The 22,484-nt window shown below is 62.0% G+C and carries 26 protein-coding genes; 12 read left to right on the top strand and 14 right to left on the bottom strand.

Going from position 1 to position 22,484, the window contains the following annotated elements; all coding sequences use genetic code 11:
• Nucleotides 1-41 precede the first annotated feature (41 nt).
• Entirely contained in the window at nucleotides 42-833 is a 792-nt protein-coding gene (locus UB23_RS01155; protein WP_045057509.1) for a YfaP family protein, read from the bottom strand.
• Between the two features lie 276 nt (nucleotides 834-1,109).
• On the opposite strand from UB23_RS01155, the gene UB23_RS01145 reads away from it, so the two are divergent.
• The 5 genes from UB23_RS01145 to UB23_RS01125 all read left to right on the top strand — a co-directional run bounded on the left by UB23_RS01145 (nucleotide 1,110) and on the right by UB23_RS01125 (nucleotide 7,529).
• The gene (locus tag UB23_RS01145) at nucleotides 1,110-2,255 is read left to right on the top strand and encodes a Fic family protein (RefSeq protein WP_045057507.1); all 1,146 of its coding nucleotides are present in this window, start codon (nucleotides 1,110-1,112) and stop codon (nucleotides 2,253-2,255) included.
• A 131-nt stretch (nucleotides 2,256-2,386) separates the two neighbouring features.
• Nucleotides 2,387-2,629, top strand: coding sequence for an exodeoxyribonuclease VII small subunit (locus UB23_RS01140; RefSeq protein WP_003228627.1), 243 nt, complete (start codon nucleotides 2,387-2,389; stop codon nucleotides 2,627-2,629).
• Complete coding sequence (ispA, locus tag UB23_RS01135; RefSeq protein ID WP_045057506.1) at nucleotides 2,626-3,513, top strand: (2E,6E)-farnesyl diphosphate synthase; 888 nt, start codon at nucleotides 2,626-2,628, stop codon at nucleotides 3,511-3,513. Before UB23_RS01140 ends, ispA begins: the two co-directional genes overlap by 4 nt.
• Nucleotides 3,514-3,605: 92 nt before the next feature.
• Complete coding sequence (gene dxs / locus UB23_RS01130) at nucleotides 3,606-5,504, top strand: 1-deoxy-D-xylulose-5-phosphate synthase (RefSeq protein ID WP_045057505.1); 1,899 nt, start codon at nucleotides 3,606-3,608, stop codon at nucleotides 5,502-5,504.
• 141 nt (nucleotides 5,505-5,645) lie between these two features.
• Complete coding sequence (locus UB23_RS01125) at nucleotides 5,646-7,529, top strand: TonB-dependent receptor domain-containing protein (protein ID WP_045057504.1); 1,884 nt, start codon at nucleotides 5,646-5,648, stop codon at nucleotides 7,527-7,529.
• A gap of 125 nt (nucleotides 7,530-7,654) precedes the next feature.
• Here UB23_RS01125 and UB23_RS01120 read toward each other — a convergent pair whose 3' ends face one another.
• From UB23_RS01120 to nrdR, 12 genes are all read right to left on the bottom strand, one after another.
• Entirely contained in the window at nucleotides 7,655-8,455 is an 801-nt protein-coding gene (locus tag UB23_RS01120; RefSeq protein WP_045057503.1) for a cobalamin-binding protein, read from the bottom strand.
• Nucleotides 8,455-8,874, bottom strand: a complete 420-nt coding sequence (locus UB23_RS01115; protein ID WP_045057502.1) for a hypothetical protein — start codon at nucleotides 8,872-8,874, stop codon at nucleotides 8,455-8,457. Before UB23_RS01115 ends, UB23_RS01120 begins: the two co-directional genes overlap by 1 nt.
• Nucleotides 8,871-9,488 (bottom strand): GTP cyclohydrolase II, encoded by a 618-nt coding sequence (gene ribA / locus UB23_RS01110; RefSeq protein WP_045057501.1) that lies wholly within the window; start codon nucleotides 9,486-9,488, stop codon nucleotides 8,871-8,873. The genes UB23_RS01115 and ribA overlap by 4 nt, the downstream gene beginning before the upstream one ends.
• A 148-nt stretch (nucleotides 9,489-9,636) precedes the next feature.
• Nucleotides 9,637-10,362, bottom strand: a complete 726-nt coding sequence (locus tag UB23_RS01105) for a substrate-binding periplasmic protein (protein ID WP_045057500.1) — start codon at nucleotides 10,360-10,362, stop codon at nucleotides 9,637-9,639.
• Nucleotides 10,363-10,385: 23 nt separating this feature from the next.
• The gene (locus tag UB23_RS01100; protein WP_045057499.1) at nucleotides 10,386-10,889 is read right to left on the bottom strand and encodes a phosphatidylglycerophosphatase A family protein; all 504 of its coding nucleotides are present in this window, start codon (nucleotides 10,887-10,889) and stop codon (nucleotides 10,386-10,388) included.
• Nucleotides 10,886-11,851, bottom strand: coding sequence for a thiamine-phosphate kinase (gene thiL / locus UB23_RS01095; protein ID WP_045057498.1), 966 nt, complete (start codon nucleotides 11,849-11,851; stop codon nucleotides 10,886-10,888). The genes UB23_RS01100 and thiL overlap by 4 nt, the downstream gene beginning before the upstream one ends.
• Nucleotides 11,852-11,869: 18 nt before the next feature.
• Complete coding sequence (gene nusB / locus UB23_RS01090; RefSeq protein WP_045057497.1) at nucleotides 11,870-12,370, bottom strand: transcription antitermination factor NusB; 501 nt, start codon at nucleotides 12,368-12,370, stop codon at nucleotides 11,870-11,872.
• Nucleotides 12,367-12,843: a 6,7-dimethyl-8-ribityllumazine synthase gene (ribH, locus tag UB23_RS01085; RefSeq protein ID WP_003185938.1), complete on the bottom strand. Its 477-nt coding sequence runs from the start codon at nucleotides 12,841-12,843 to the stop codon at nucleotides 12,367-12,369. The genes nusB and ribH overlap by 4 nt, the downstream gene beginning before the upstream one ends.
• A gap of 91 nt (nucleotides 12,844-12,934) precedes the next feature.
• Nucleotides 12,935-14,026: a bifunctional 3,4-dihydroxy-2-butanone-4-phosphate synthase/GTP cyclohydrolase II gene (gene ribBA, locus UB23_RS01080; protein ID WP_045057496.1), complete on the bottom strand. Its 1,092-nt coding sequence runs from the start codon at nucleotides 14,024-14,026 to the stop codon at nucleotides 12,935-12,937.
• 30 nt (nucleotides 14,027-14,056) lie between these two features.
• A complete protein-coding gene (locus tag UB23_RS01075) occupies nucleotides 14,057-14,722 on the bottom strand; it encodes a riboflavin synthase (protein WP_045057495.1) in 666 nt (221 codons plus the stop codon).
• Between the two features lie 46 nt (nucleotides 14,723-14,768).
• Nucleotides 14,769-15,902 carry a bifunctional diaminohydroxyphosphoribosylaminopyrimidine deaminase/5-amino-6-(5-phosphoribosylamino)uracil reductase RibD gene (gene ribD / locus UB23_RS01070; protein ID WP_045057494.1) on the bottom strand — a complete coding sequence of 378 codons (1,134 nt, stop codon included), beginning with the start codon at nucleotides 15,900-15,902 and terminating at the stop codon, nucleotides 14,769-14,771.
• On the bottom strand, nucleotides 15,899-16,363 hold the full coding sequence (nrdR, locus tag UB23_RS01065; protein WP_003228656.1) for a transcriptional regulator NrdR: 465 nt from the start codon (nucleotides 16,361-16,363) through the stop codon (nucleotides 15,899-15,901). Before nrdR ends, ribD begins: the two co-directional genes overlap by 4 nt.
• 128 nt (nucleotides 16,364-16,491) lie before the next feature.
• Between nrdR and UB23_RS01060 the strand changes: the two genes are divergently transcribed.
• The 3 genes from UB23_RS01060 to trxA all read left to right on the top strand — a co-directional run bounded on the left by UB23_RS01060 (nucleotide 16,492) and on the right by trxA (nucleotide 18,654).
• Nucleotides 16,492-16,956 carry a YbaY family lipoprotein gene (locus tag UB23_RS01060; protein WP_045057533.1) on the top strand — a complete coding sequence of 155 codons (465 nt, stop codon included), beginning with the start codon at nucleotides 16,492-16,494 and terminating at the stop codon, nucleotides 16,954-16,956.
• Complete coding sequence (locus UB23_RS01055) at nucleotides 16,953-17,612, top strand: class I SAM-dependent methyltransferase (protein ID WP_045057493.1); 660 nt, start codon at nucleotides 16,953-16,955, stop codon at nucleotides 17,610-17,612. The genes UB23_RS01060 and UB23_RS01055 overlap by 4 nt, the downstream gene beginning before the upstream one ends.
• 169 nt (nucleotides 17,613-17,781) lie before the next feature.
• Nucleotides 17,782-18,654 carry a thioredoxin gene (gene trxA / locus UB23_RS01050; RefSeq protein WP_045057492.1) on the top strand — a complete coding sequence of 291 codons (873 nt, stop codon included), beginning with the start codon at nucleotides 17,782-17,784 and terminating at the stop codon, nucleotides 18,652-18,654.
• Nucleotides 18,655-18,749: 95 nt separating this feature from the next.
• On the opposite strand, the gene UB23_RS01045 is transcribed toward trxA, so the two are convergent.
• Entirely contained in the window at nucleotides 18,750-19,094 is a 345-nt protein-coding gene (locus tag UB23_RS01045) for a hypothetical protein (RefSeq protein WP_045057491.1), read from the bottom strand.
• Nucleotides 19,095-19,223: 129 nt separating this feature from the next.
• Here UB23_RS01045 and UB23_RS01040 point away from each other — a divergent pair, with 129 nt between their 5' ends.
• The 4 genes from UB23_RS01040 to UB23_RS01025 all read left to right on the top strand — a co-directional run bounded on the left by UB23_RS01040 (nucleotide 19,224) and on the right by UB23_RS01025 (nucleotide 22,472).
• A complete protein-coding gene (locus UB23_RS01040; protein ID WP_045057490.1) occupies nucleotides 19,224-19,826 on the top strand; it encodes a DUF2796 domain-containing protein in 603 nt (200 codons plus the stop codon).
• A gap of 138 nt (nucleotides 19,827-19,964) precedes the next feature.
• Nucleotides 19,965-20,675: an ABC transporter ATP-binding protein gene (locus tag UB23_RS01035; RefSeq protein WP_045057489.1), complete on the top strand. Its 711-nt coding sequence runs from the start codon at nucleotides 19,965-19,967 to the stop codon at nucleotides 20,673-20,675.
• Nucleotide 20,676: 1 nt separating this feature from the next.
• Nucleotides 20,677-21,942: an ABC transporter permease gene (locus UB23_RS01030; RefSeq protein ID WP_045057488.1), complete on the top strand. Its 1,266-nt coding sequence runs from the start codon at nucleotides 20,677-20,679 to the stop codon at nucleotides 21,940-21,942.
• An 11-nt stretch (nucleotides 21,943-21,953) separates the two neighbouring features.
• The gene (locus UB23_RS01025; protein ID WP_045057487.1) at nucleotides 21,954-22,472 is read left to right on the top strand and encodes a DUF3299 domain-containing protein; all 519 of its coding nucleotides are present in this window, start codon (nucleotides 21,954-21,956) and stop codon (nucleotides 22,470-22,472) included.
• Nucleotides 22,473-22,484 lie beyond the last annotated feature (12 nt).

Genomic DNA, 22,484 nt, shown 5'->3' with positions numbered 1-22,484 from the left:
ATGTTCCCGAGGCTCAGCTGTTCATCCGTGGAGCGGGATGCTTAATAGTTGAAAGTCTTGACCAGCAGCAGGTCACCAATCGCGCGCAGGGGCACGATGAAGGTTTCGCGTTTTTCGTTGACGGTGTTCTCGTTCAGCACCAGGTTGATTTGCGAGGTGATGACCTCGTTCTGGTTACTGGTCTCATCGAAGTTATAGCCGCCGCTACCGAAGTTGCCCCAATAGTTGACGTAAACCAGATAGGTGCCATGCATCGGCGCGGTCATGGTGAACATTTCCGGGCCGGGACCGTCCACCCCGTCCGGGTCCAGGCCGCCCCCGTTGGATAACGCCGGATGCGACCAGAACGCATGCTGGCCATCGGGTGTGACGATGTGCAGGTCGAGCTCGGCTTTCGGATCGTCCCAGCCCAGCACCACGCGAATCTGCGCCGGGGTGCGCAGGCTGTTGGCTTCATAGAATTGAACGCGCTTGAGGGATTTGCCTTCGGCACTGCGCACTTCTACACTATTGGAGCCGGCACCGAACGCATAGGGCCGGGCGAAGCGGCCCTGGTCGTCGGTGTACAGATTCAGGGGATTGCCGTTGACGGCCAGGGTATGCGGCCCGCGCTGGGTGCCGATGGCCTTGAGCTGGCCCTGGATCATGGTGCGATTGCGCTGCACGCCCCGGTCGATGGGTGGCGTCGGATAGGCAACCTGAGGATATTCACTGCGATCGAGCAAGCCGTTGTAGCGCCAGCCACCGACCGGTTCTGACAATTGCGCCGTCGGCTCGGCCAAGGCAGCGCAGGCCCAGCCCAGCAGCATCAGCAGTGAAAGAAAACAACGCATGTGACGCCTCCTGCCATGCATAACGAAACCTGGCACCCGATCCTCGGTGCGTTACAGATCCAAAAATTGCGTTTCGTCAGAATGACCCGCGAATATCGGGTCAAGGATGGCGCGAGGTTAGACAGTCGGGCAGTTTTTAACAATCAGGTCCGGTTGATTTGCAGTAGGAATCGCGACCAAGGGGTGGACGGTGAGCCGAATAAACGCCATATTCGGCTCATCATATGAGCCGAATAGACTCTCTAATCGGCTCACACATCTCAAAAGGACCGGATTATGGCCCTGAACTGGATCTGGCAGCAGCCGGATTGGCCTGACTTCAACTGGCAAACCGAACGCCTCGCACCTTTGCTGCGCGACTGCGTACAGGTGCAAGGACAGTTGATGGGCATGTCGAGCTCGGTGAGTCATTCGCTGAGCGCGCAGAGCGAACTGGATGCTTTGCTGCAAAACATCGTCACCTCTTCCGCCATTGAGGGTGAGCAACTGAATGTCGGGTCGGTACGGTCGTCGCTGGCGCGACGCTTGGGGCTGGAGTTGATCGACGGCAATAACGTGAGCCAGCGCAGTGAAGGCTTGGCGCAACTGATGCTTGATGCCACCCGGCATTTTGACCAGCCGCTGACATTGGCACGCCTTTTTGATTGGCACCAGTGGCTATTTCCCGAGCAGGACTCCAACCTGTCCGCCCGACCGATCCGTGTCGGCGCGTTACGCGGCGATGACCCGATGCAAGTGGTGTCAGGACGAATCGACAAGCCCACCGTGCACTTTGAAGCTCCGCCCAGGCTCGGTCTTGAACAGCATCTGCAGACTTTCCTGGCGTGGTTTGAAGCCAGCCGTAGCCAAGCGAATCTCGATCCACTACTGCGGGCGGGCATTGCGCACTTCTGGTTTGTCACTCTGCATCCCTTCGACGACGGTAACGGTCGGCTGACGCGAACGATCACCGATCTTGCGCTGGCCCAGGGTGAGGCGCAGGCCATTCGGTTTTATGCGATGTCAGCGAGCATTCTTGAAGACCGTTCGGGGTACTACCGGGTACTGGAAAACAGCCAGAAGGCGACGGTTGATATCACAGAGTGGCTGGAGTGGTTTCTGAAAACCCTGTTGCGCAGCTTGCGGCAGGCCATGGTGAGGATCGAATCGGTGCTGGGCAAGGCGCGGTTCTGGCAGGCGCACCGGGAGTCTGCACTGACGGTAGAACAAACCAAGGTATTGAACCGTTTGCTCGATGGTGGGGAGCACGGTTTCGAAGGCGGGATTAGCGCGGCGCAGTATCAGGCTGTGGCGAAGGTGTCCAAGGCGACTGCCACTCGTCACCTATCCGAACTGCTGGAGAGGGGTTATCTGAGGCGACTGCCCGGCGGCGGGCGTAACACTCGATATCAAATCAATTTTCCAGACCCTTCAACACAATGACCTGTTGAAACACACTCCTGTGGGAGTGTGTCAATGCCCCTGAAACAGGGCATAAAACCCCCGTTCATTTGCCCATAACCCCCATGTCTGCTAGTGTCGCGCCGGTTTAACGTCAACCGGAAATAGCCGCCATGGCCCGCAAAAAAGCTGCACTGGATTTCGAACAATCCCTCGCTGACCTGCAAACACTGGTCGAGCGACTGGAGAACGGCGAGTTGTCGCTGGAAGATTCGCTGACGGCTTTCGAGCAGGGCATCGGGCTGACTCGCGATTGCCAGGCGGCGCTGGCTCAGGCCGAGCAAAAGGTGCAGGTGCTGCTTGAGCGCGATGGCGAACTCGCCGAGGAACCCTTCGACGCGGAACAGCCGGAATGATTGCCGCCTATTCGGCCAACAGCCAGGCGCGTGTCAATGCGGCACTGGAGACCTTGTTCATCGCCCCAAGCCCCGAACTCGGGCGTTTGTACGAAGCCATGCGTTACAGCGTGATGAACGGCGGCAAACGCGTTCGCCCATTGCTGGCCTATGCCGCCTGCGAAGCACTGGGTGGCAAGGTCGAGCAGGCCAATGGTGCGGCCTGTGCGGTTGAGCTGATCCACGCCTACTCCCTGGTGCACGACGATTTGCCGGCCATGGACGACGACGATCTGCGTCGCGGCCAGCCGACTACGCACAAGAAATTCGATGAAGCGTGCGCCATTCTGGCCGGTGATGGCTTGCAGAGCCTGGCGTTCAGCGCCCTTCTCGATCCGCAGCTGAGCAGCGCCGATGCTGACATCCGCCTGCAGATGGTCAGCGCCCTGGCGTTGGCCGCAGGCCCGGCCGGCATGGTGGGTGGCCAGGCCATCGACCTCGGCTCGGTCGGCCTGAAGCTCGATCAGAAGGCGCTCGAATACATGCACCGGCACAAGACCGGCGCGTTGATCGAAGCCAGCGTCAAGCTTGGCGCCCTGGCCAGCGGTCGTGCCGAAAAGGACAAACTGAATTTCCTGCAGACTTATGCGCAGGCCATCGGCCTGGCGTTTCAGGTGCAGGACGACATTCTTGACGTCGAAAGTGATACCGCTACCCTGGGCAAACGCCAGGGCGCCGATATTGCGCGCGACAAACCGACCTATCCCGCCCTGCTCGGCCTCGACGCGGCCAAGGCTTACGCCCTGGAACTGCGCGATCAGGCCCTGCACGCCCTGCGACCGTTTGACGCGGCAGCGGAGCCGTTGCGCGACCTGGCCCGCTATATTGTCGAGCGCCGCAGCTGAAGGCGTATCCGCCAAGTTAAAACCAACGCGTGGGCAGGGGGCGATGCATCAGGTAAACTGCCGCATCTTCTATACCTATAACGATTCGCCTGATGCCCACGACGTTTCATGAGATTCCCCGCAAGCGCCCGACCACGCCCCTGCTCGACCGTGCCAACACGCCGGACGGCCTGCGCCGGTTAGGCGAAGCCGAGCTGGAAACCCTGGCCGATGAGTTGCGCCTGGAATTGCTCTATACGGTCGGACAGACCGGTGGGCATTTCGGTGCCGGCCTGGGCGTCATCGAGCTGACCATCGCGTTGCATTACGTATTCGACACCCCGGATGACCGGCTGGTGTGGGACGTGGGTCATCAGGCTTATCCGCACAAGATCCTCACCGGCCGCCGCGAGCGCATGGCCACCTTGCGCCAGAAGGACGGCGTTGCTGCGTTCCCGCGTCGCTCCGAAAGCGAGTACGACACCTTTGGCGTCGGCCACTCCAGCACCTCGATCAGTGCCGCGCTGGGCATGGCCATCGCCGCCCGCCTGCAGAACAGTGATCGCAAGGCGATCGCGGTGATCGGCGACGGCGCACTGACCGCCGGCATGGCCTTCGAAGCGCTGAACCACGCGCCGGAAGTGAACGCCGACATGCTGGTGATCCTCAACGACAACGACATGTCGATTTCGCGCAACGTCGGCGGCCTGTCGAATTACCTGGCGAAGATCCTGTCGAGCCGCACTTACGCGAGCATGCGTGAAGGCAGCAAGAAGGTCCTGTCGCGCCTGCCCGGTGCCTGGGAAATCGCTCGTCGTACTGAGGAATATGCCAAGGGCATGCTGGTCCCCGGTACGTTGTTCGAGGAATTGGGCTGGAACTACATCGGACCGATCGACGGCCACGACCTGCCGACCCTGATCGCGACCCTGCGCAACATGCGCGACCTCAAGGGCCCGCAGTTCCTGCACGTGGTCACCAAGAAAGGCAAAGGCTTCGCTCCGGCAGAAGTCGACCCGATCGGCTATCACGCAATCACCAAGCTGGAGCCGGTCGACGCACCGGCGGCGGCACCGAAGAAAGCCGGCGGCCCCAAGTATTCGGGCGTATTCGGCGAGTGGCTGTGCGACATGGCCGCCGAAGACCCGCGACTGGTCGGCATCACTCCGGCCATGAAGGAAGGCTCGGACCTGGTGGCGTTCAGCGAACGGTTCCCGGAGCGCTATTTCGACGTGGCGATTGCCGAACAGCACGCCGTGACCTTGGCGGCAGGCATGGCTTGCGAAGGTTCAAAACCAGTGGTGGCGATCTACTCGACCTTCCTGCAACGTGGCTACGACCAGCTCGTGCATGATGTGGCGGTGCAGAACCTCGACGTACTGTTTGCTATCGACCGTGCCGGCCTGGTGGGCGAAGACGGTCCGACCCACGCGGGCAGCTTCGACCTGTCGTTTCTGCGCTGCATCCCCGGCATGCTGGTGATGACACCGAGCGACGAAAACGAACTGCGCAAGATGCTCACCACCGGCCACCTGTACAACGGTCCGGCTGCAGTGCGCTACCCACGCGGCACTGGCCCGAATGCTGCGATAGAAAAAACCCTGGAGCCGATCGACATCGGCAAGGGCATCGTTCGCCGCCAGGGCAGCAAGGTCGCCCTGCTGGTGTTTGGCGTGCAACTGGCCGAAGCGTTAAAGGTCGCCGAGACGCTGGATGCAACCGTGGTCGACATGCGTTTCGTCAAGCCACTGGATGAAGCCCTGGTCCGTGAAATTGCCGGCCGTCACGACTTGCTGGTGACCGTCGAGGAAAACGCGATCATGGGCGGCGCTGGCGGCGCGGTCAGCGAATTTCTGGCTCGGGAAAATATCCTCAAGTCCATGCTGCACCTGGGCTTGCCGGACCTTTACGTCGAGCACGCGAAGCCGGCGCAGATGCTGGCTGAGTGTGGACTGGATGAGGCCGGGATCGAAGCTTCCATTCGCCAGCGCCTGCAGTTGTTCAATTTGTAACCACCCCGCGTAGGAGCTGCCGAAAGCTGAGATCCTTTGATCTTGCCCTTCGCCAGCTCCTGATCTGCCAAAACACAATCAAAAGATCGCAGCCTTCGGCAGCTCCTACAGGGCGTTGTGCCGCATCACCTCGGATCCTCCATGAAACTCTCCTCGCTCGCCCTGGCGCTGACCCTCCTGCCAGCCGGTCCGCTCCTGGCCGACACCTTTGAACGCGACCAGGCCCTGAAGCTTCCCGACGTGCTGATCAGCGCCAACCGCCAGGTCGAAGCGCGCAACGACAGCAGCGCCGCCAACACTGTGTTCACCCGCGAAGATATCGACCGCCTGCAACCGGCCAGTGTCACCGACCTGCTGCGGCGCGTGCCGGGGGTACAGGTCGGACAAACCGGCGGGCGCGGCAGCCTGCCGGGGATCTACATTCGCGGCACCCGGTCGGCGCAGAGCCTGGTGCTGGTGGATGGCCAGCGCATCGGCAACTCGACTTCCGGCGACAGCAACCTGCAGCACATCAACATCGAGCAGGTTGAGCGAGTGGAAGTGTTGCGTGGCTCCCGGTCGGTGATTTACGGCAGCGATGCCATTGGCGGGGTGATCCAGATTTTCCCCCGCCGCGGCGGCGAGCCGGGCCTGAAGGCGCGCCTGCACGCCGGCGTTGGCAGCAATCAGACCTGGGAACGCAGCCTTGGCTTGTCTGGCGGTGACGAGAAAACCCGTTTCGACCTCGGGGCCAGTCTCGATGAGACCGCCGGCATCGATCGCACCCACGAGTCATACCCCAGCGATGGCGACCATGATGAGTACCGTAACAAGTCGGTGAGCATGAGCCTCAGCCATGCGCTGACCGATGACATCGAAGTCGGCGCCAACCTGTTGGATAACCGCGGCAAAAGCGCGTTTGACAACCCGTTTGGCCGCTTCGACCTGGATACGTTTGAATCATTTCAACAGCAACCCTACAGCGACTTTGCCGTCAGCAGCTTCAGCAGCTACGTCGATGCCAGGGTCAACGACCGCTGGAAAACCCGGGTCGAACTGGGGCACAGCGAGAACCGCGAGAAGACGCTCGACAAGCTCAGCGACGAGCGCAGCGTCTTCAACACCTACCGCGACTCGGTGAACTGGCAGAACGACCTGACGCTCAATGACCGCAACAGCCTGATCCTTGGCGGCGACTGGTATGAAGACCGGATCAACAGCATCACGCCGTTCGATGAAGACAGTCGCTGGAATCGTGCTGCGTTCATTCAGCACCGCTACCAGGCGCAGAGTTTTTCCACGGAGCTGGGCTTGCGCCGGGACCAGAACCAGCAGTTTGGCGGCCAGAACAGCTGGAGTGGCACCTTTACCCTGCCGCTGAATCCGGACAATGACCTGTTGCTGAGCTACAGCGAAGGTTTCCGCGCACCGACCTTCAACGACCTGTATTACCCGGATTTCAGCAACCCGGATCTCAAGCCGGAAACCTCGAAGAGCTACGAACTGCAGTGGCGCAGCCAGTTAAGCGACACCAGTCGCCTGGAGGCGTCGCTGTATCGCACCGACCTGGAGGACGCGATCATTTTCGGCAGCAATTCACGCCCGCAGAACGTCGCATCGGCGCGAATCAACGGGTTCGAGGCTGCGTTGAAGCAGGAACTGTTCGGCTGGCAAGGCAACCTGGGCCTAGCGATCATTGATCCGCAGGATCGCGACACCGGCCATACCCTGGCCCGCCGCGCTCGACGCACCCTGAGCCTGGACCTGGATCGACAGTTTGACCGGCTGGGCGTCGGCGCCAGCTGGCAGGCCGTGAGCAGCAGTTACGACGACGAGACTAACCAGCAGCCCTTAGGTGGTTATGCGCTGCTGGGGTTGCGCAGCAGCTGGGAGTTGAATCGCGAGATCAGGCTTGAACTGAAGGTGGACAACCTGCTGGACAAGGGTTACAGCCGGGTGCTGTACAGCTATGACGGGAGTCAATACGGGTATCGCGAGGAAGGCCGGGCGTGGATGTTCGGGGTGAGCTGGACGCCGGAGCTCTGACCCAACGTTGCCTGGGCTGGCCTCATCGCGGGCAAGTCGAACCGTCGAACCGCCGCTCCCACAGGTTTCAGGTAAGGCACAAAACCTGTGGGAGCGTGGCTTGCCCGCGATGCAGGCGACTCGGTTTAGCGCTCCGGCGCAATTAGCCGACACAATGCGGCCGTCGCCTCGACCATCTGCCCGCTAGGCCGCTCCAGCCCCTTATCCACCACGCGCAACAACCGCCCGTGCGCCACGGCCGCGACCTGGGGCCAGGCCCTCCATGCCTCAAGCTGTGCCTGATCCCCGGCCAGAATGACCTCGGGATTGCGCTGCAGCACCGCCTCCACGCTCACCTGCGGCGCCGGCAGCTGCAGGTCGGCAAACACATTGCGCGCCCCACACACCTCAAGCGCATCACTGATGATCTGCCCGCCACCCACGGTATACATCGGTCGATCCCAGACCTGATAAAACACCCGCAACGGTTCATCCCTTCGGTATCGCTGGCGCAACTCAGCCAGGCGAGCTCGCAGACTTGCAGCCAGCGCCAGACCCCGCTCCGGTCGCCCGAGCTGGCGGGCTATCGCTTCGATCTGTGCCGCAAGTTGTTGCAGGTCATGCGGTTCGGCAACATAAGTGGGGATATTCAGGCGCTTGAGCTGTTCGCGCTGGGCCGGGCGGACGCTGCCGGGCCATAACAACAGCAAATCCGGCTTGAGACTGAGCAGGCGCTCCATGTCCAGCTGGCCGTAGCGGCCGACCGAAGCCAGATGATTCAGTGCAGCGGGGCGCTCGCCGGCATCCAGTACGCCCACGAGGAGATCTGCGGAATTCAACTCAACGACGATTTCAGTCAGGGATGGCGCCAGGCTGACAACCCGCTCGACCGCCGCAGCGTTGCCGCTCACGGCCAGCAGCAGTACCGCCAGCCAATTACGCCACATCAGCCAAGCTGACGCGGGATGCGGTAGAGGTAGAACAACACGGCGGTCGACAGCGCCAGCAGAAACAGCGGCACCGCTTCCAGGCCGACAAACACCGCCAGGGCGCCGATCCAGGCAGGCAAACCGGCGACCAGGAACGCCGTGCGGCGCTTGGCGGCCAGGGCGATCCAGGCGGCGGGCTCTTCAGGGGTATCGAGGGCTTTTTGCGTGGCGATCAGCGCGTGCTTGTAGGCACCGAAGAATTTCAGGCTGACAAACATCGAGGCGACGCCGGCAATGAACAAAGGCATCGCCAACACCGGCAGGATGGGCTCCATTTGGCCGAACACGCCGTTGATCACGAACAATGGCACCAGCGCCAGCGCCATGTATTGCCACCAGTTGACGGACAGTCGCCGCCGCACCTGACCTCGGGTCACGCCCGATCCGCCTCGCCCTGATGCTCGTTGCCCATCATGTGGTCGAGCTTGCTGGCCTTGGTGGCCAGGTACAGTTTGTTGTGCGGGTTATGCCCGGTGTGCAGCGGCACGCGCTCGGCGACCACGATGCCCATGTCGGTCAAGGCTTTGACCTTGCGTGGGTTGTTGGTCATCAGGCGCAGGGATTTCACTCCCAGATGTTCCAGCATCGGCAGGCACATGGCGTAGTCACGCTGGTCAGCGGCAAAGCCCAGGCGCTCGTTGGCTTCGACGGTGTCGGCGCCCCCGTCCTGCAGTTCATAGGCCCGGATCTTGTTCAGCAGGCCGATGCCGCGACCTTCCTGGCGCAGGTACAGCAATACGCCACGGCCTTCACGGGCGATGGCCTGCAAGGCTGCCTCAAGCTGCGAACCACAGTCGCAGCGCTGACTGAACAAGGCATCGCCGGTCAGGCATTCGGAGTGCAAGCGACCGAGTACCGGGGCACCGTCATCGAACTCACCCAGGCTCAGGACTACGTGCTCGCGCCCGTTCTCTTCGTCGAGGAAGCCGTGCATGGTGAATTGCGCAAAAGGCGTTGGCAGTTTGGAAGCGGCGACAAAAACGACAGGCACCGGTGTGCTCCTGATCTATAGGTACTGGAGATTCGCAGACGCGGCATTGTAACAGCAGGTTCCAGCGGACGCTTAGGCTGAATTATGGGGCATAACAATCAAAATGTTTGATCAACGGTCGTGCGATCAGCTCCTACAAGGCTGGACGTTAGAAGGGGTAGGGTTGCTTCCAGCGTTCGAAGATCGGTTTCAACTGGCCGTTCTTCACCAGCACTTCCATGCGCTGATCAAACAACGCCATCAGCCCGCGCGCCCTGGGGTTGTCGGCAAAGCACAGGTACAACGGCAACTCGGCGACATGGGTACGGCGAAACTGCGCAGGATCCTTGGCCCGGCTGACCACGTAATCCACCTCGGTGAGGGCATCGATGTAGTAGTCGGCACGGTTGTGCAGCAGCATCGACAGGATGCCGGTGCGCCGGACCACTTCGTTGTAGCGGCTGATATTGGGCAGGTAAAGTTGAAACTGGTAGCCACGCACCCAGGCCAGCCGGTAGTTGCCCAGGGTATCGGGGGTAGGCGCGGGATTACTGGCCAGCCCCAAGGCATAGATGTGATCGGTGTCGTAGCTCCACCGCGGATAAAGCAGGTCGCTGACTTCGTCACGATAGCCGCCGACACAGGCATCCACTTCACCGCGCTGGGCCAGGCCGATGGAGCGGGTATAGGGTTCGGTACGGATATCCAGCTTGACGCCCGCCGGCTCGAACACTTCGCGCAAGACTTCCCAGGCCAGGCCATGGCCATCGGCAGCGGTATAGTCTTCCCACTCTTCGCTGGCCAGATGAATCACCGAGGGTGGCGCCAGGTCACCCGCTTGCACCCACGAGCACAGCATCGCCAAAATCATTAACGCCAAACCACGCCGAGCCATTCCCTGTCCCCCTGGTCAGTCCCTCAAGCCAATAACCACACCAACCCCTGCATCGCCAGCCAGGCAAATACACCGGCCAGTACGTCATCAAGCATGATCCCGACGCCGCCATGCACGTGCCGGTCGATCCAGCGAATCGGCCACGGCTTGAGAATGTCGAAGAAGCGGAACACCAGGAAGCCCGCCAGTAACCAGTACCAGCCCTCCGGCACCAGCCACAGCGTGATCCACATTCCGACCATCTCGTCCCAGACGATACCTTCGTGGTCGTGCACGCGTAAATCGTCGGCCACCTTGCCGCACAGCCAGAAGCCGAACAGCATGGTGATGCCCAGCATCAGCCAGTAACCCCAATCGGGCAGCATCTGCCATAAGGGGATGAAAGGTAGCGCAACTAATGACCCCCAGGTGCCCGGCGCCTTTGGCAAGGTGCCCGAGCCAAAGCCGAAGGCCAGGAAATGCCATGGATTGCGCCAGACCGACGGCGGTACGAATTCCGCCGGAACCTGCTTGGGATGATCTGTCACGTTGTCTCCCGAAAATGTTGGTAGCCCCGGGTTTGCGGGGTGATGTCTCGTCCGTCGGCATCCAGCAGGGTCACGCCCTGACCACTGACTACACGTCCGACCACATGGATCGGCCAGCCGTCGGCCAACAGGCCGGGTAACTCGACGGACGGTAGGGTAAAGGCCAGCACGTAATCGTCGCCACCGCTCAAGGCCGCCTCTTGCGCGCCCGCCTGGCCGAGGAAGGCCACCAGGGGCGCAGAGACCGGCAGCTTACTCTGCTCGACCTGAATGCCTACCTTCGAGGCGAGCGCCAGGTGACCGCAGTCCGCCAGCAGGCCGTCGGAGATATCCAGCGCCGAGGTCGCCTTGCCCCGTAGCGCTCGACCCAGGGCCAGCTGAGGCTGGGGCGACCAGTAATGTGCCAGCAACGGATCGGCAATCGACGCTTCGGCCGTTCGCTGGCCGAGCACCAGCGGCAAGGCCCCGGCAGCGTTGCCCAGCTCACCGCCAACACACACCAGGTCACCCGGCTGCGCGCCGCTTCGCACCAGGGCCTGACCGCTGGGCACTCGGCCAAACACGGTCATGGTCAGGCTCAGCGGGCCGCGGGTGGTATCCCCGCCCACCAGCGCCACGCCGCAGCCCTGGGCCATGAGGTTCAAACCGCGGGCATAGCTTTGCAGCCAATCGGCAGTCACCGTCGGCAAGGTCAGGGCAAGGGTAAAGGCAACCGGCGTGGCGCCCATGGCGGCCAGATCGCTGACAGCCACCGCCAGCGAACGCTGGCCGAGCAGAAAAGGGTCGCAAGGATCTGCGAAATGCACACCTGCAACCAGGGTGTCGGTGGAAATGGCCAGCTGCTCCCCGGGGGAAACAGCCAGCAAGGCACAATCGTCGCCGATTCCCAGAGCAACGCCTTCGCCGCCTTGCGCACAAGGCGCGGCGGCGAAGAAATTGCGGATCAGCTCAAACTCGCCCATAGCGATACCAAACGCCGGTTAGCGCTTGAACGCCTTCACTTCAGCTTCACGCAGACGCGGGGCCAGCTTGTCGAGTACGCCGTTGACGAACTTGTGGCCGTCGGTGGAACCGAAGACCTTCGCCAGCTCGATACCTTCGTTGATCACAACGCGGTACGGCACGTCGACGCGCTCGAGCAGCTCCCAGGTGGACAGGCGCAGCACGGCCAGTTCAACCGGGTCCAGCTCTTCGATGGTGATGTCCAGGCAAGGCGCCAGTGCGGCATCGATGCGGTCTCTTTGTGCCGGAACGCCGTGCAGGATTTCACGGAAGTAGGCACCGTCGACATCACTGAAATCGTTATCGACCCGGAACTGCGCTTCGATCTCGTTCAGCGACTGCCTGGCCATGTGCCATTGGTACAGCGCCTGGGTCGCGAGCTGACGGGCTTCGCGACGCTTGACGCTTTTCGATGGCTTGCCGGCATCCGCAGGCTTTGGATCGCGCGGGTTGAAACGATCGCTTTCGTCGCTAATCACTTGGCCTCCAACTGCGCCAGCAGGCTGACCATTTCCAGGGCGGACAGGGCAGCTTCAGCACCTTTGTTACCGGCCTTGGTGCCGGAACGCTCGATGGCTTGTTCGATGGAATCAACGGTCAGGACGCCGAAAGCGACCGGTACGCCGAACTCCATGGACACCTGGGCCAGGCCCTTGGTGCATTCGCCAGCGACGTATTCGAAATGCGGGGTACCGCCACGAATGACTGCGCCCAGTGCGATGATTGCAGCGTACTCGCCCTTCTGGGCGACTTTCTGTGCAACCAGCGGAATTTCGAAGGCGCCAGGGGCGCGGATGATGGTGATGTCGCTTTCGCTCACGCCATGGCGAACCAGGGCATCAACTGCACCGCTGACCAGGCTTTCAACGACGAAGCTGTTGAAACGGCCGACTACCAGGGCGTAGCGGCCTTTAGGGGCGATGAAGGTACCTTCGATGGTCTTCAGGGTCATTCGTTAGATCTCTTAAAGAGCCGGGACGCGTTTTCTACGCGTCCCTCAGTGATGTGTTAACCGCGAATCAAGGACTGGAAACAACCGGTCTTTATTCGGAGGGCACGTATTCTACAACTTCCAGATCGAAACCGGATATCGCATTAAATTTCATTGGCGCACTCATCAGGCGCATTTTGCGCACGCCAAGGTCCCGAAGGATCTGCGAACCGGCACCGACGATGCTGTAGGTGGTCGGTTTTTTCACAGGCGTCTGGTCCGCCGTTTCACGGATATGCGCAAGCAAAACGTCGCCATCGAGCGGGTGACCGAGCAGCAGCACCACCCCGCTACCGGCCTCGGCAACCGCCGCCATCGCAGCGCGCAGGCTCCATCGGCCCGGTTGCTTGACCATCAGCAGGTCACGCAGCGGGTCCATGTTGTGCACGCGAACCAGCGTCGGCTCGTCGGCGCACACGGTGCCCAGGGTCAGCGCCATGTGCACGTCGCCTTCCACGGAATCACGATAGGTCACCAGGTTGAATTGGCCCAGTTCGCTGTCCAGCGGCTGCTCGGCAATCCGCTGAACGGTACGTTCGTGGATCATCCGGTAGTGGATCAGGTCGGCGATGGTACCGATCTTGATGTTGTGTTCGGCAGCGAAGGCTTCCAGCTCGGCACGACGGGACATGGTGCCGTCATCGTTCATGACTTCGCAGATCACCCCGCTCGGCTCGAAACCGGCCATGCGCGCCAGATCACACGCGGCCTCGGTGTGGCCAGCACGGGCCAGGGTGCCGCCGGCCTGGGCCATCAGCGGGAAGATGTGGCCGGGGCTGACAATGTCTTCCGCCCTGGCGTCTTTCGCTGCAGCCGCCTGCACGGTGCGGGCACGGTCTGCGGCAGAGATGCCGGTGGTGACGCCAGTGGCCGCTTCGATGGACACGGTAAACTTGGTGCCAAAACCGGAACCGTTGCGCGGGGCCATCAAGGGCAGCTTCAACAGTTCGCAGCGTTCGCGGCTCATCGGCATGCAGATGAGGCCGCGGGCGTGCTTGGCCATGAAGTTGATGTGTTCTGGCTGGCAGCACTCGGCGGCCATGATCAGGTCGCCTTCGTTCTCGCGGTCTTCGTCATCCATGAGGATGACCATCTTGCCTTGGCGGATGTCTTCAACCAGTTCTTCGATGCTATTGAGCGCCACAAGGCACCCCCCTTCTTTCGAAATTAGAGCTCAGGATTTGAGGTAGCCGTTTTGGGCCAGGAAGCTTTCAGTAATGGTGCTGCCGGCGGCTGGCTCTGCGGCCTTGTCGCCCAGCAGCAAGCGCTCCAGGTAACGGGCCAGCAAGTCCACCTCCAGGTTCACCCGGCGACCTGGCTGATACGACGCCATGATGGTTTCGCTCAGGGTGTGGGGAATGATCGTCAGCATGAACTCGGCGCCATCGACCGCGTTCACGGTCAGGCTGGTGCCGTCGACGGTGATCGAGCCTTTGTGGGCGATGTACTTGGCCAGCTCCTTCGGGGCGCGGATGCGAAACTCCACGGCACGGGCGTTTTCGGTGCGTGCAACCACTTCGCCGACGCCGTCGACGTGACCGCTGACCAGATGACCGCCAAGGCGGGTGGTCGGGGTCAGGGCTTTTTCCAGATTGACCGGGCTGCCGCTTTTGAGGTCGTTCATGGCGGTGCAGTCGAGGGTTTCGCGACTGACGTCGGCGGCAAAACCATTGCCTGGCAGCTCAACTGCGGTCAGGCACACGCCATTGACCGCGATGCTGTCACCCAGCTTGACGTCGCTCAAATCGAGCTTGCCGGTTTCTACGTGAACCCGCACATCTCCGCCTTTTGGGGTCAATGCACGAATACTGCCGATGGATTCGATGATGCCGGTAAACATGGAGTCCTCCTCGAGAACGGGCCAGCGTTGTAGCGATGGCCGGGAATTATACGCTCGCTGCTGGCACAGGAATGGCAGTGACCCGCCAGTCATCGCCAACCGCACGAATTTCGGTGATTTTGAGTGCTGGCGCGTCTTTCATCTGCGCCAGTGGCCAATCCAGCAGGGGGCGTGCCGAGGAACCAAGGAACTTGCCAGCGATGAAAATCTGGAACTCGTCCACCAGCCCCTGTTGCGCGAAAGCTCCGGCCAGACGCGGCCCCGCTTCCACCAGCACTTCGTTGACCCCGCGGGCAGCCAGCTCGACCAGCAGCTTGCGCAGGTCGACCAAGCCATCCTCGCCCGCAACGATCAAGCACTCCGGGCCATTGGCATATTGCTCTTCGATCGCCATGCACGTAGCGACCAGCGCCGGGCCGGCCTTGAAGAACGGCGCGTCCAGCGGCACTCGCAGACGGCCGTCGATCAACACGCGCAACGGCGGCCGGCTCATGGCCAGCGCGGTTTGCTCGGCATCCAGGCCCAGCTCATCGGCGCGCACGGTCAAGCGGGCATTATCGGCCAGCACCGTGTCGGCGCCCGTCAGCACCACGCTGGCCTGGGCACGCAGGCGTTGTACCGCCGAACGCGCTGCCGGGCCGGTAATCCATTGGCTTTCGCCGCTTTCCATCGCCGTGCGACCGTCGAGGCTCATCGCCAGCTTGACCCGCACGAACGGCAAGCCGTGTTCCATGCGTTTGAGAAAGCCTTCGTTGAGCTTGCGCGCCTCGCCTTCGAGCACGCCGCTTTCAGTGGCAATACCGGCTTGAGACAGACGCTGCATGCCGCGACCGGCAACCGCCGGGTTCGGGTCCTGCATGGCCGCAACGACCCTGGCCAGGCCCGCATGCACCAGCGCATCGGCGCAGGGCGGCGTACGGCCGTGGTGGCTGCACGGTTCGAGCGTGACGTAGGCGGTGGCGCCCCGGGCCTTGTCGCCAGCGGCGCGCAAGGCGTGGACTTCGGCGTGAGGCTCGCCGGTGCGCTCGTGCCAGCCTTCGCCGACAATTTGCCCGTCGCGCACGATCACACAGCCGACCCGCGGGTTGGGGTGGGTGGTGTAGTGACCTTTGCGCGCCAGTTCCAGGGCGCGGGCCATGTAGTGGGCGTCGAGGACGGTTTGCTCTGCGGATGTGCTCATTCTTTCACCGGCTCACGGGCCAGGCGATCGATCTCTTCGCGGAACTCATTGAGGTCCTGGAAGCGTCGATACACGGAGGCGAAACGAATGTAGGCGACTTCGTCGAGCTTTTGCAGCTCGGCCATCACCAGTTCACCGACCACGAGAGACTTGACCTCACGTTCGCCGGTGGCTCGCAATTTGTGTTTGATGTGCACCAGCGACGATTCGAGGCGTTCGACACTCACCGGACGCTTTTCGAGGGCACGCTGCATGCCGGCGCGGAGTTTTTCTTCGTCGAACGGCTGACGACTGCCGTCGGTTTTGATCAGGCGCGGCAACACCAGTTCAGCCGTCTCGAACGTCGTGAAACGTTCGCCGCAGGCCAGGCATTCACGCCGGCGGCGCACCTGTTCGCCCTCGGCGACCAGACGCGAGTCGATGACCTTGGTGTCGTTGGCACCGCAGAAGGGACAGTGCATGGTGGCAGGCAACAAAAAAAGGGAGGGCCATGGTAGCGCATCCCCGTGGCAAGACAAGCCATAGGGTTTGCGGTATACAGACTGGCTATATCGAACGATCCATGGATTTCACCCTGCTGGAGCCGCAAATGCCACTAAAACCGCTCGTTTTACTCAGCCTTCTCAGCCTGCTGGTGGCCTGCGGCACTGATGCGCCCAAGCCGCAACCGCCGACCCCGGGCCCCGCACCGCAACAGGCGCAGAAAAAAGCCCGGGAGTCGGCCCAGCTTGGTCCACTGCCCGCTTACCAGCGCGAACTGAGCGGCACGCTGCAAGGCGTACCGGCCGGCGCCGAAGTCGAACTGGCTTTGCTGGTAATCGACGACAAGGACCGCCCACAGCAGTTGCTCGCCAGTTCCAGCCTGATTGGTACCAATCAGGTCCTGCCGTTCCACCTGCGATTCAACCCGGAATCCTTTCCGGCGGGCCAGCGGGTTGAACTGCGTGGCCGCGCCAGCCAGTCGGGGCAGCTGATTCTGCATCTGCCGTCGCAGGTCATTACCCAACCGACGACCCAGGCCATGGGTCAGCTGCAATTTATCAAAGCACCATGATTGCACCGCTCGACCTGCAGCAGTCGCTGGGGCAATTGCTGGGTGATGCGCAGCTGGTGCCTGTGGCGTTGCCCGGAACACAGCTAAAGCTCTGGCTGATCGACGGCGACAACATGGACCGCGCCTTCAGCCCGGAGGAAACCCGGCGGATCCTGCATGAGCCGCCGTACTGGAGTTTCTGCTGGGCCAGTGGCCTGGCGGTGGCGCGCTACCTCGCCGAACACCCGCAGTGGGTCGCCGGCAAACGGGTGCTGGACTTCGGTGCCGGTTCCGGGGTGGCGGGCATTGCTGCGGTCAAGGCCGGGGCCCTGGAAGTGGTGGCCTGCGATCTCGACCCGCTGGCGATCGCAGCGTGCCGGGCGAATGCCGAGCTCAATGATGTGCAACTTGCCTACTCGACAGATTTCTTCGCCGAAGCAGATCGGTTCGACCTGATCCTGGTGGCCGACGTCCTGTACGACCGGGCGAACCTGCCATTACTCGATGAATTCCTGAGTCGTGGGCGCGAGGCGCTGGTGGCGGATTCGCGGGTGAGGGATTTTCGCCATCCGTTGTATCGGCGCATCGAGATGCTGGAAGCGATGACCTTGCCGGATCTGGCCGAACCGGAAGAGTTTCGGCATGTGAGTCTCTACCACGCGCGGCGCCCTGTCTGACGCCATCGCCAGCAGGCTGGCTCCCACAGTTGACCGCATTCCATGGTGGGAGCCAGCTTGCTGGCGAAGCGTCAGATCAGGCGATACAACTCTCCCGGTCACACCCCGCTTCCGGCCACCCCCCGCCAAGCCTTATAGTGGCCCCATTCACGCTTTTACGAGATCCCCCATGAGTCAGGAAACGCCGTACATCTTCGACGCCACCACCGCCGATTTCGACCAGTCGGTGATCGAGAACTCATTCCACAAACCCGTCCTGGTGGATTTCTGGGCCGAATGGTGCGCGCCGTGCAAAGTGCTGATGCCGATGCTGCAGACCATCGCCGAGAGCTATCAGGGCGAGCTGTTGCTGGCCAAGGTCAACTGCGATCTGGAGCAGGACATCGTCGCCCGCTTTGGCATTCGCAGCCTGCCGACCGTGGTGCTGTTCAAGGACGGCCAGCCGGTGGACGGCTTTGCCGGCGCGCAGCCGGAGTCAGCCGTACGCACCATGCTCGAGCCGCATGTGCAGATGCCACCGCCGGCCGCCGCCGATCCGCTCGAACAGGCTCAGGCGTTGTTCGACGACAGCCGCTTCGCCGATGCCGAAGCCGTGCTCAAGGAGCTGCTGGGTGAGGACAATACCAACGCCAAGGCGCTGATTCTCTACGCCCGCTGCCTGACTGAACGTGGCGAGCTGGCTGATGCGCAATCGGTACTCGACTCGGTCAAGAGCGACGAACACAAAGCCGCCCTGGCCGGTGCCAAGGCGCAGATCCAGTTCCTCGGCCAGGCCAAGGACCTGCCGGATGCCGCAGACCTGAAGGCGCGCCTGGCGAAGAACCCTCTGGACGATGAGGCCGTCTATCAACTGGCCGTCCAGCAATTGGCCCGTCAGCAATACGATGCGGCGCTGGACGGATTGCTCAAGCTGTTCATCCGCAATCGCAGCTACAACGAAGGCCTGCCGCACAAGACCTTGTTGCAAGTCTTCGAGCTGCTGGGCAACGATCACCCGCTGGTGACCACGTACCGTCGCAAGTTGTTTGCTGCTCTTTATTGAAGACGCACAAGATCGCAGCCTCGTTTCACTCGACAGCTCCTACGGGTGCACAAGATTTCTTGTAGGAGCTGTCGAGCGAAGCGAGGCGGCGATATTCAATCGACCCAGCTGTAAAGCGGCGTATCTGCGCCGCTGATCACCTTCACGTCCGCACAATGGCGCAAGCGCACCAGCAAGCGCTTGCCCGCTGCCGCGCTGCCAGTCAGCCCTTCCAGCTGCTCCAGCAAATCCGGCCCGCTCAACTGCCCGGCCTGGCGCAACAGATCCTTGGCGACCTGCCACAGCGCATCGTCCTGGGTGACCGGTTTCGCCGCAGGCGTAGCGCTGGCGTCTACCGGAGCGACCTGCAACTGCGCGCCAAGCCGCGCCCAATCCGCGTCGTCCATCTCCAAAGTCAAATCCACCGGCCAGGCGCCGATGCTTCCGCGTATACGCAACATGAGTCTGCTCCCGCATTTTTCTTCTGCGCATGCTCCCACGGGACTTGTGCAACGCCAAGCAGGCAGTCAAACTCTGCATACGTTATAAGATCACATAACATTTCATTACCTTCCGCCCGGAGAGTCCCCATGCGTCGACTGTTGCTCGCTTTGCCATTCGCCCTGTTGCCGCTGGCCGATGCTTACGCCGCTCAAGCCCATGAACATGATCACGACCATGAACATAACGAAGAGCATGGCAGCCTCGAGGCCCATGAGCATGGCGTCGGCCGCTTGAACGCGGCCCTGGACGGTCAGACGCTGGAGTTGGAACTGCAAAGCCCGGCAATGAACCTGGTGGGTTTCGAACACCAGGCCACCACCGACGCCGACAAAGCCAGGGTCGCCGCTGCCCGGGCCGGGCTGGAAAAGCCCCTGGCCCTGTTCAGCCTGCCAGCCGCTGCCGGCTGCGTGGTAACCAGTCAAGCGCTGGAAAGCCCGCTGTTCGGTGACAAACCGGACGCCGATGATGATCACGAAGCGACGTCCAAGGGCGAGCATCACCACGATCACAGCGAAATTCACGCCCATTACCACTTCACCTGTTCGACACCGGCAGCACTGAAGTCCCTGGACCTGGCGAATATATTCAATACCTTCCCGGCCACCCAGAAAATTCAGGTACAACTGATCGGCCCGAGCGGCCAGCAGGGCGTTGAAGTGACGGCCAAGGCCGCTGCCCTGAAATTCTGAATCCACCCTGAATCCGTAGGAGCTGACGAGTGCAACGAGGCTGCGATCTTTTGATCTTGCTTTGAAAAATCAAAAGATCGCAGCCTCGTTGCACTCGGCAGCTCCTACGGGGGCATTCACGCTCACGAAACCGGTGTTATGACTCAACCTCTCATCGAACTGTCCAACCTGGGCTTCAGCTGGCCCGGTCATCCGCCCTTGCTCGACATCCCGGCGTTTCGCCTGGAAGCCGGCGAGAGCTTGTTTCTCAAGGGGCCCAGTGGCAGCGGCAAGACCACTCTGCTGGGGCTGCTCGGTGGCGTGCAGAAGCCCGATCGCGGCAGCATCCGCCTGCTCGGCCAGGAGCTGACCGAGCTGTCCGCCGGTGCGCGCGACACGTTTCGCGTCGATCACACCGGCTACATTTTCCAGCAGTTCAACCTGCTGCCATTCCTCTCGGTGCGCGAGAACGTCGAGTTGCCCTGCCATTTCTCCAGGTTGCGCGCCGAACGGGCAATCCAGCGTCACGGCAGCGTCGACCAGGCTGCCGTGACGCTGCTTGCCCACTTGGGCCTGAAAGATCAGAACCTGTTGAGCCGACGCGCCGACTCCCTTTCCATCGGTCAGCAACAGCGAGTTGCCGCCGCCCGTGCGCTGATCGGCCAGCCTGAACTGGTGATCGCCGACGAGCCGACTTCGGCGCTGGACTACGACGCCCGGGAAAACTTCATCCGCCTGCTGTTTGCCGAATGCCGCGAAGCCGGATCGAGCCTGTTGTTCGTCAGCCATGACCAGAGCCTGGCGCCGCTGTTCGACCGCCATCTGTCCCTGGCCGAACTCAACCGCGCCGCCACGTCCGAAGAGGTTTGAGATGTATCTGTTTCGTCTAGCCATGGCCAGCCTGGCTAATCGTCGCTTTACTGCGATCCTGACTGCATTCGCCATCGCCTTGTCGGTCTGCCTGCTGCTGGCCGTGGAACGGGTTCGTACCGAAGCCAAGGCCAGTTTCGCCAGCACCATCAGTGGCACCGACCTCATCGTCGGCGCACGCTCCGGTTCGGTGAATCTGCTGCTGTACTCGGTGTTTCGCATCGGCAATGCCACCAACAACATCCGCTGGGACAGCTTCGAGCACTTCGCCAACAACCCGAAAGTGAAGTGGGCCATCCCGATGTCCCTCGGCGACTCCCATCGCGGTTACCGGGTGATGGGCACCACCGAGGCGTACTTCGAGCACTATCAATACGGCCGCCAGCAGCACCTGGAACTGGCCGACGGTCGCGCATTCGCCACCGATCCGTTCGAAGTGGTACTCGGCGCCGAGGTGGCCGATGCGCTGCACTACAAACTCGGCGACAAACTGGTCCTGGCCCACGGCGTCGCGGTGATCAGCCTGGTCAAGCACGACGACAAACCATTCACTGTGGTCGGCGTCCTCAAACGCACGGGTACGCCCGTGGACCGCACGCTGCACATCAGCCTGGGTGGTATGGAAGCGATTCACGTCGACTGGCACAACGGCGTGCCGGCCCGGGGTAATGGGCGCATCAGTGCCGATCAGGCGCGCAACATGGACCTGACGCCGCAGGCGATCACCGCCTTCATGCTGGGCCTGAACAGCAAGATTTCCACCTTCGCCCTGCAGCGTGAGATCAATGAATTTCGCGGTGAGCCGATGCTTGCCATCCTGCCCGGCGTCGCCCTGCAGGAATTGTGGAGCCTGATGAGCACAGCGGAAAAAGCCTTGTTCGTGGTGTCGCTGTTCGTGGTACTGACCGGGTTGATCGGCATGCTCACGGCGATTCTCACCAGCCTCAACGAACGCCGGCGGGAGATGGCGATTCTGCGTTCGGTCGGCGCTCGCCCGTGGCATATCGCCTCGCTGCTGGTGCTGGAGGCGTTTGCCCTGGCGTTGTCCGGGGTGATTGCCGGCGTGGCCCTGTTGTATGTGTGTATCGCAGGCGCCCAGGGTTACGTGCAGGCCAACTACGGGTTGTATTTACCGTTGGCGTGGCCAAGTGAATATGAATGGACGCTGCTCGGTGGCATCCTGTGCGCTGCGTTACTGATGGGGAGCGTGCCGGCCTGGCGTGCGTATCGCCAATCCCTTGCCGATGGCCTGTCGATCCGTTTATGAGGAAGTCGAAGATGCCCCGCGTCCTGCTCGCGCTGTTGATGCTGTTCGCCCTGCCGCTGTGGGCAGCCCAGCCCAAGGACCTGACCTGGTCGGAGATGATCCCCCCGGACGCAGCACCGGAAGTGCCGGACATGACGCCGCTGCATGACCTGTCGCAGATGAGCAGTGCGCTGTCGGCCGAATCGGCACCCGCGGCGAAGCAGGACATGCCCAATGCCCCCGTGGTGCAGGGACTCGACGGCCAGAACATTCGCCTGCCGGGGTACATCGTGCCACTGGAAGTGAGTGAGGAAGGGCGCACCACGGAGTTTCTGCTGGTGCCGTATTTCGGCGCCTGCATCCACGTACCGCCACCGCCGTCGAACCAGATCGTGCATGTGAAAAGCGAGTTGGGCGTGAAGCTGGAGGAGCTGTATCAGCCTTACTGGATCGAGGGTGCGATGCAGGTGAAGGCGTCGACCAGCGAACTGGCGGATGCGGGGTATCAGATGGAGGCGGACAAGATTTATGCGTATGAGCTGCCGGAGTAAACCCCGGTAATT

This window comes from Pseudomonas sp. ES3-33 (assembly GCF_000952175.1).
GTDB lineage: Bacteria > Pseudomonadota > Gammaproteobacteria > Pseudomonadales > Pseudomonadaceae > Aquipseudomonas > Aquipseudomonas gregormendelii.
The sequence above is the reverse complement of the archived record's forward strand: the minus strand, read 5'-3'. Positions and strand labels throughout refer to the sequence as shown.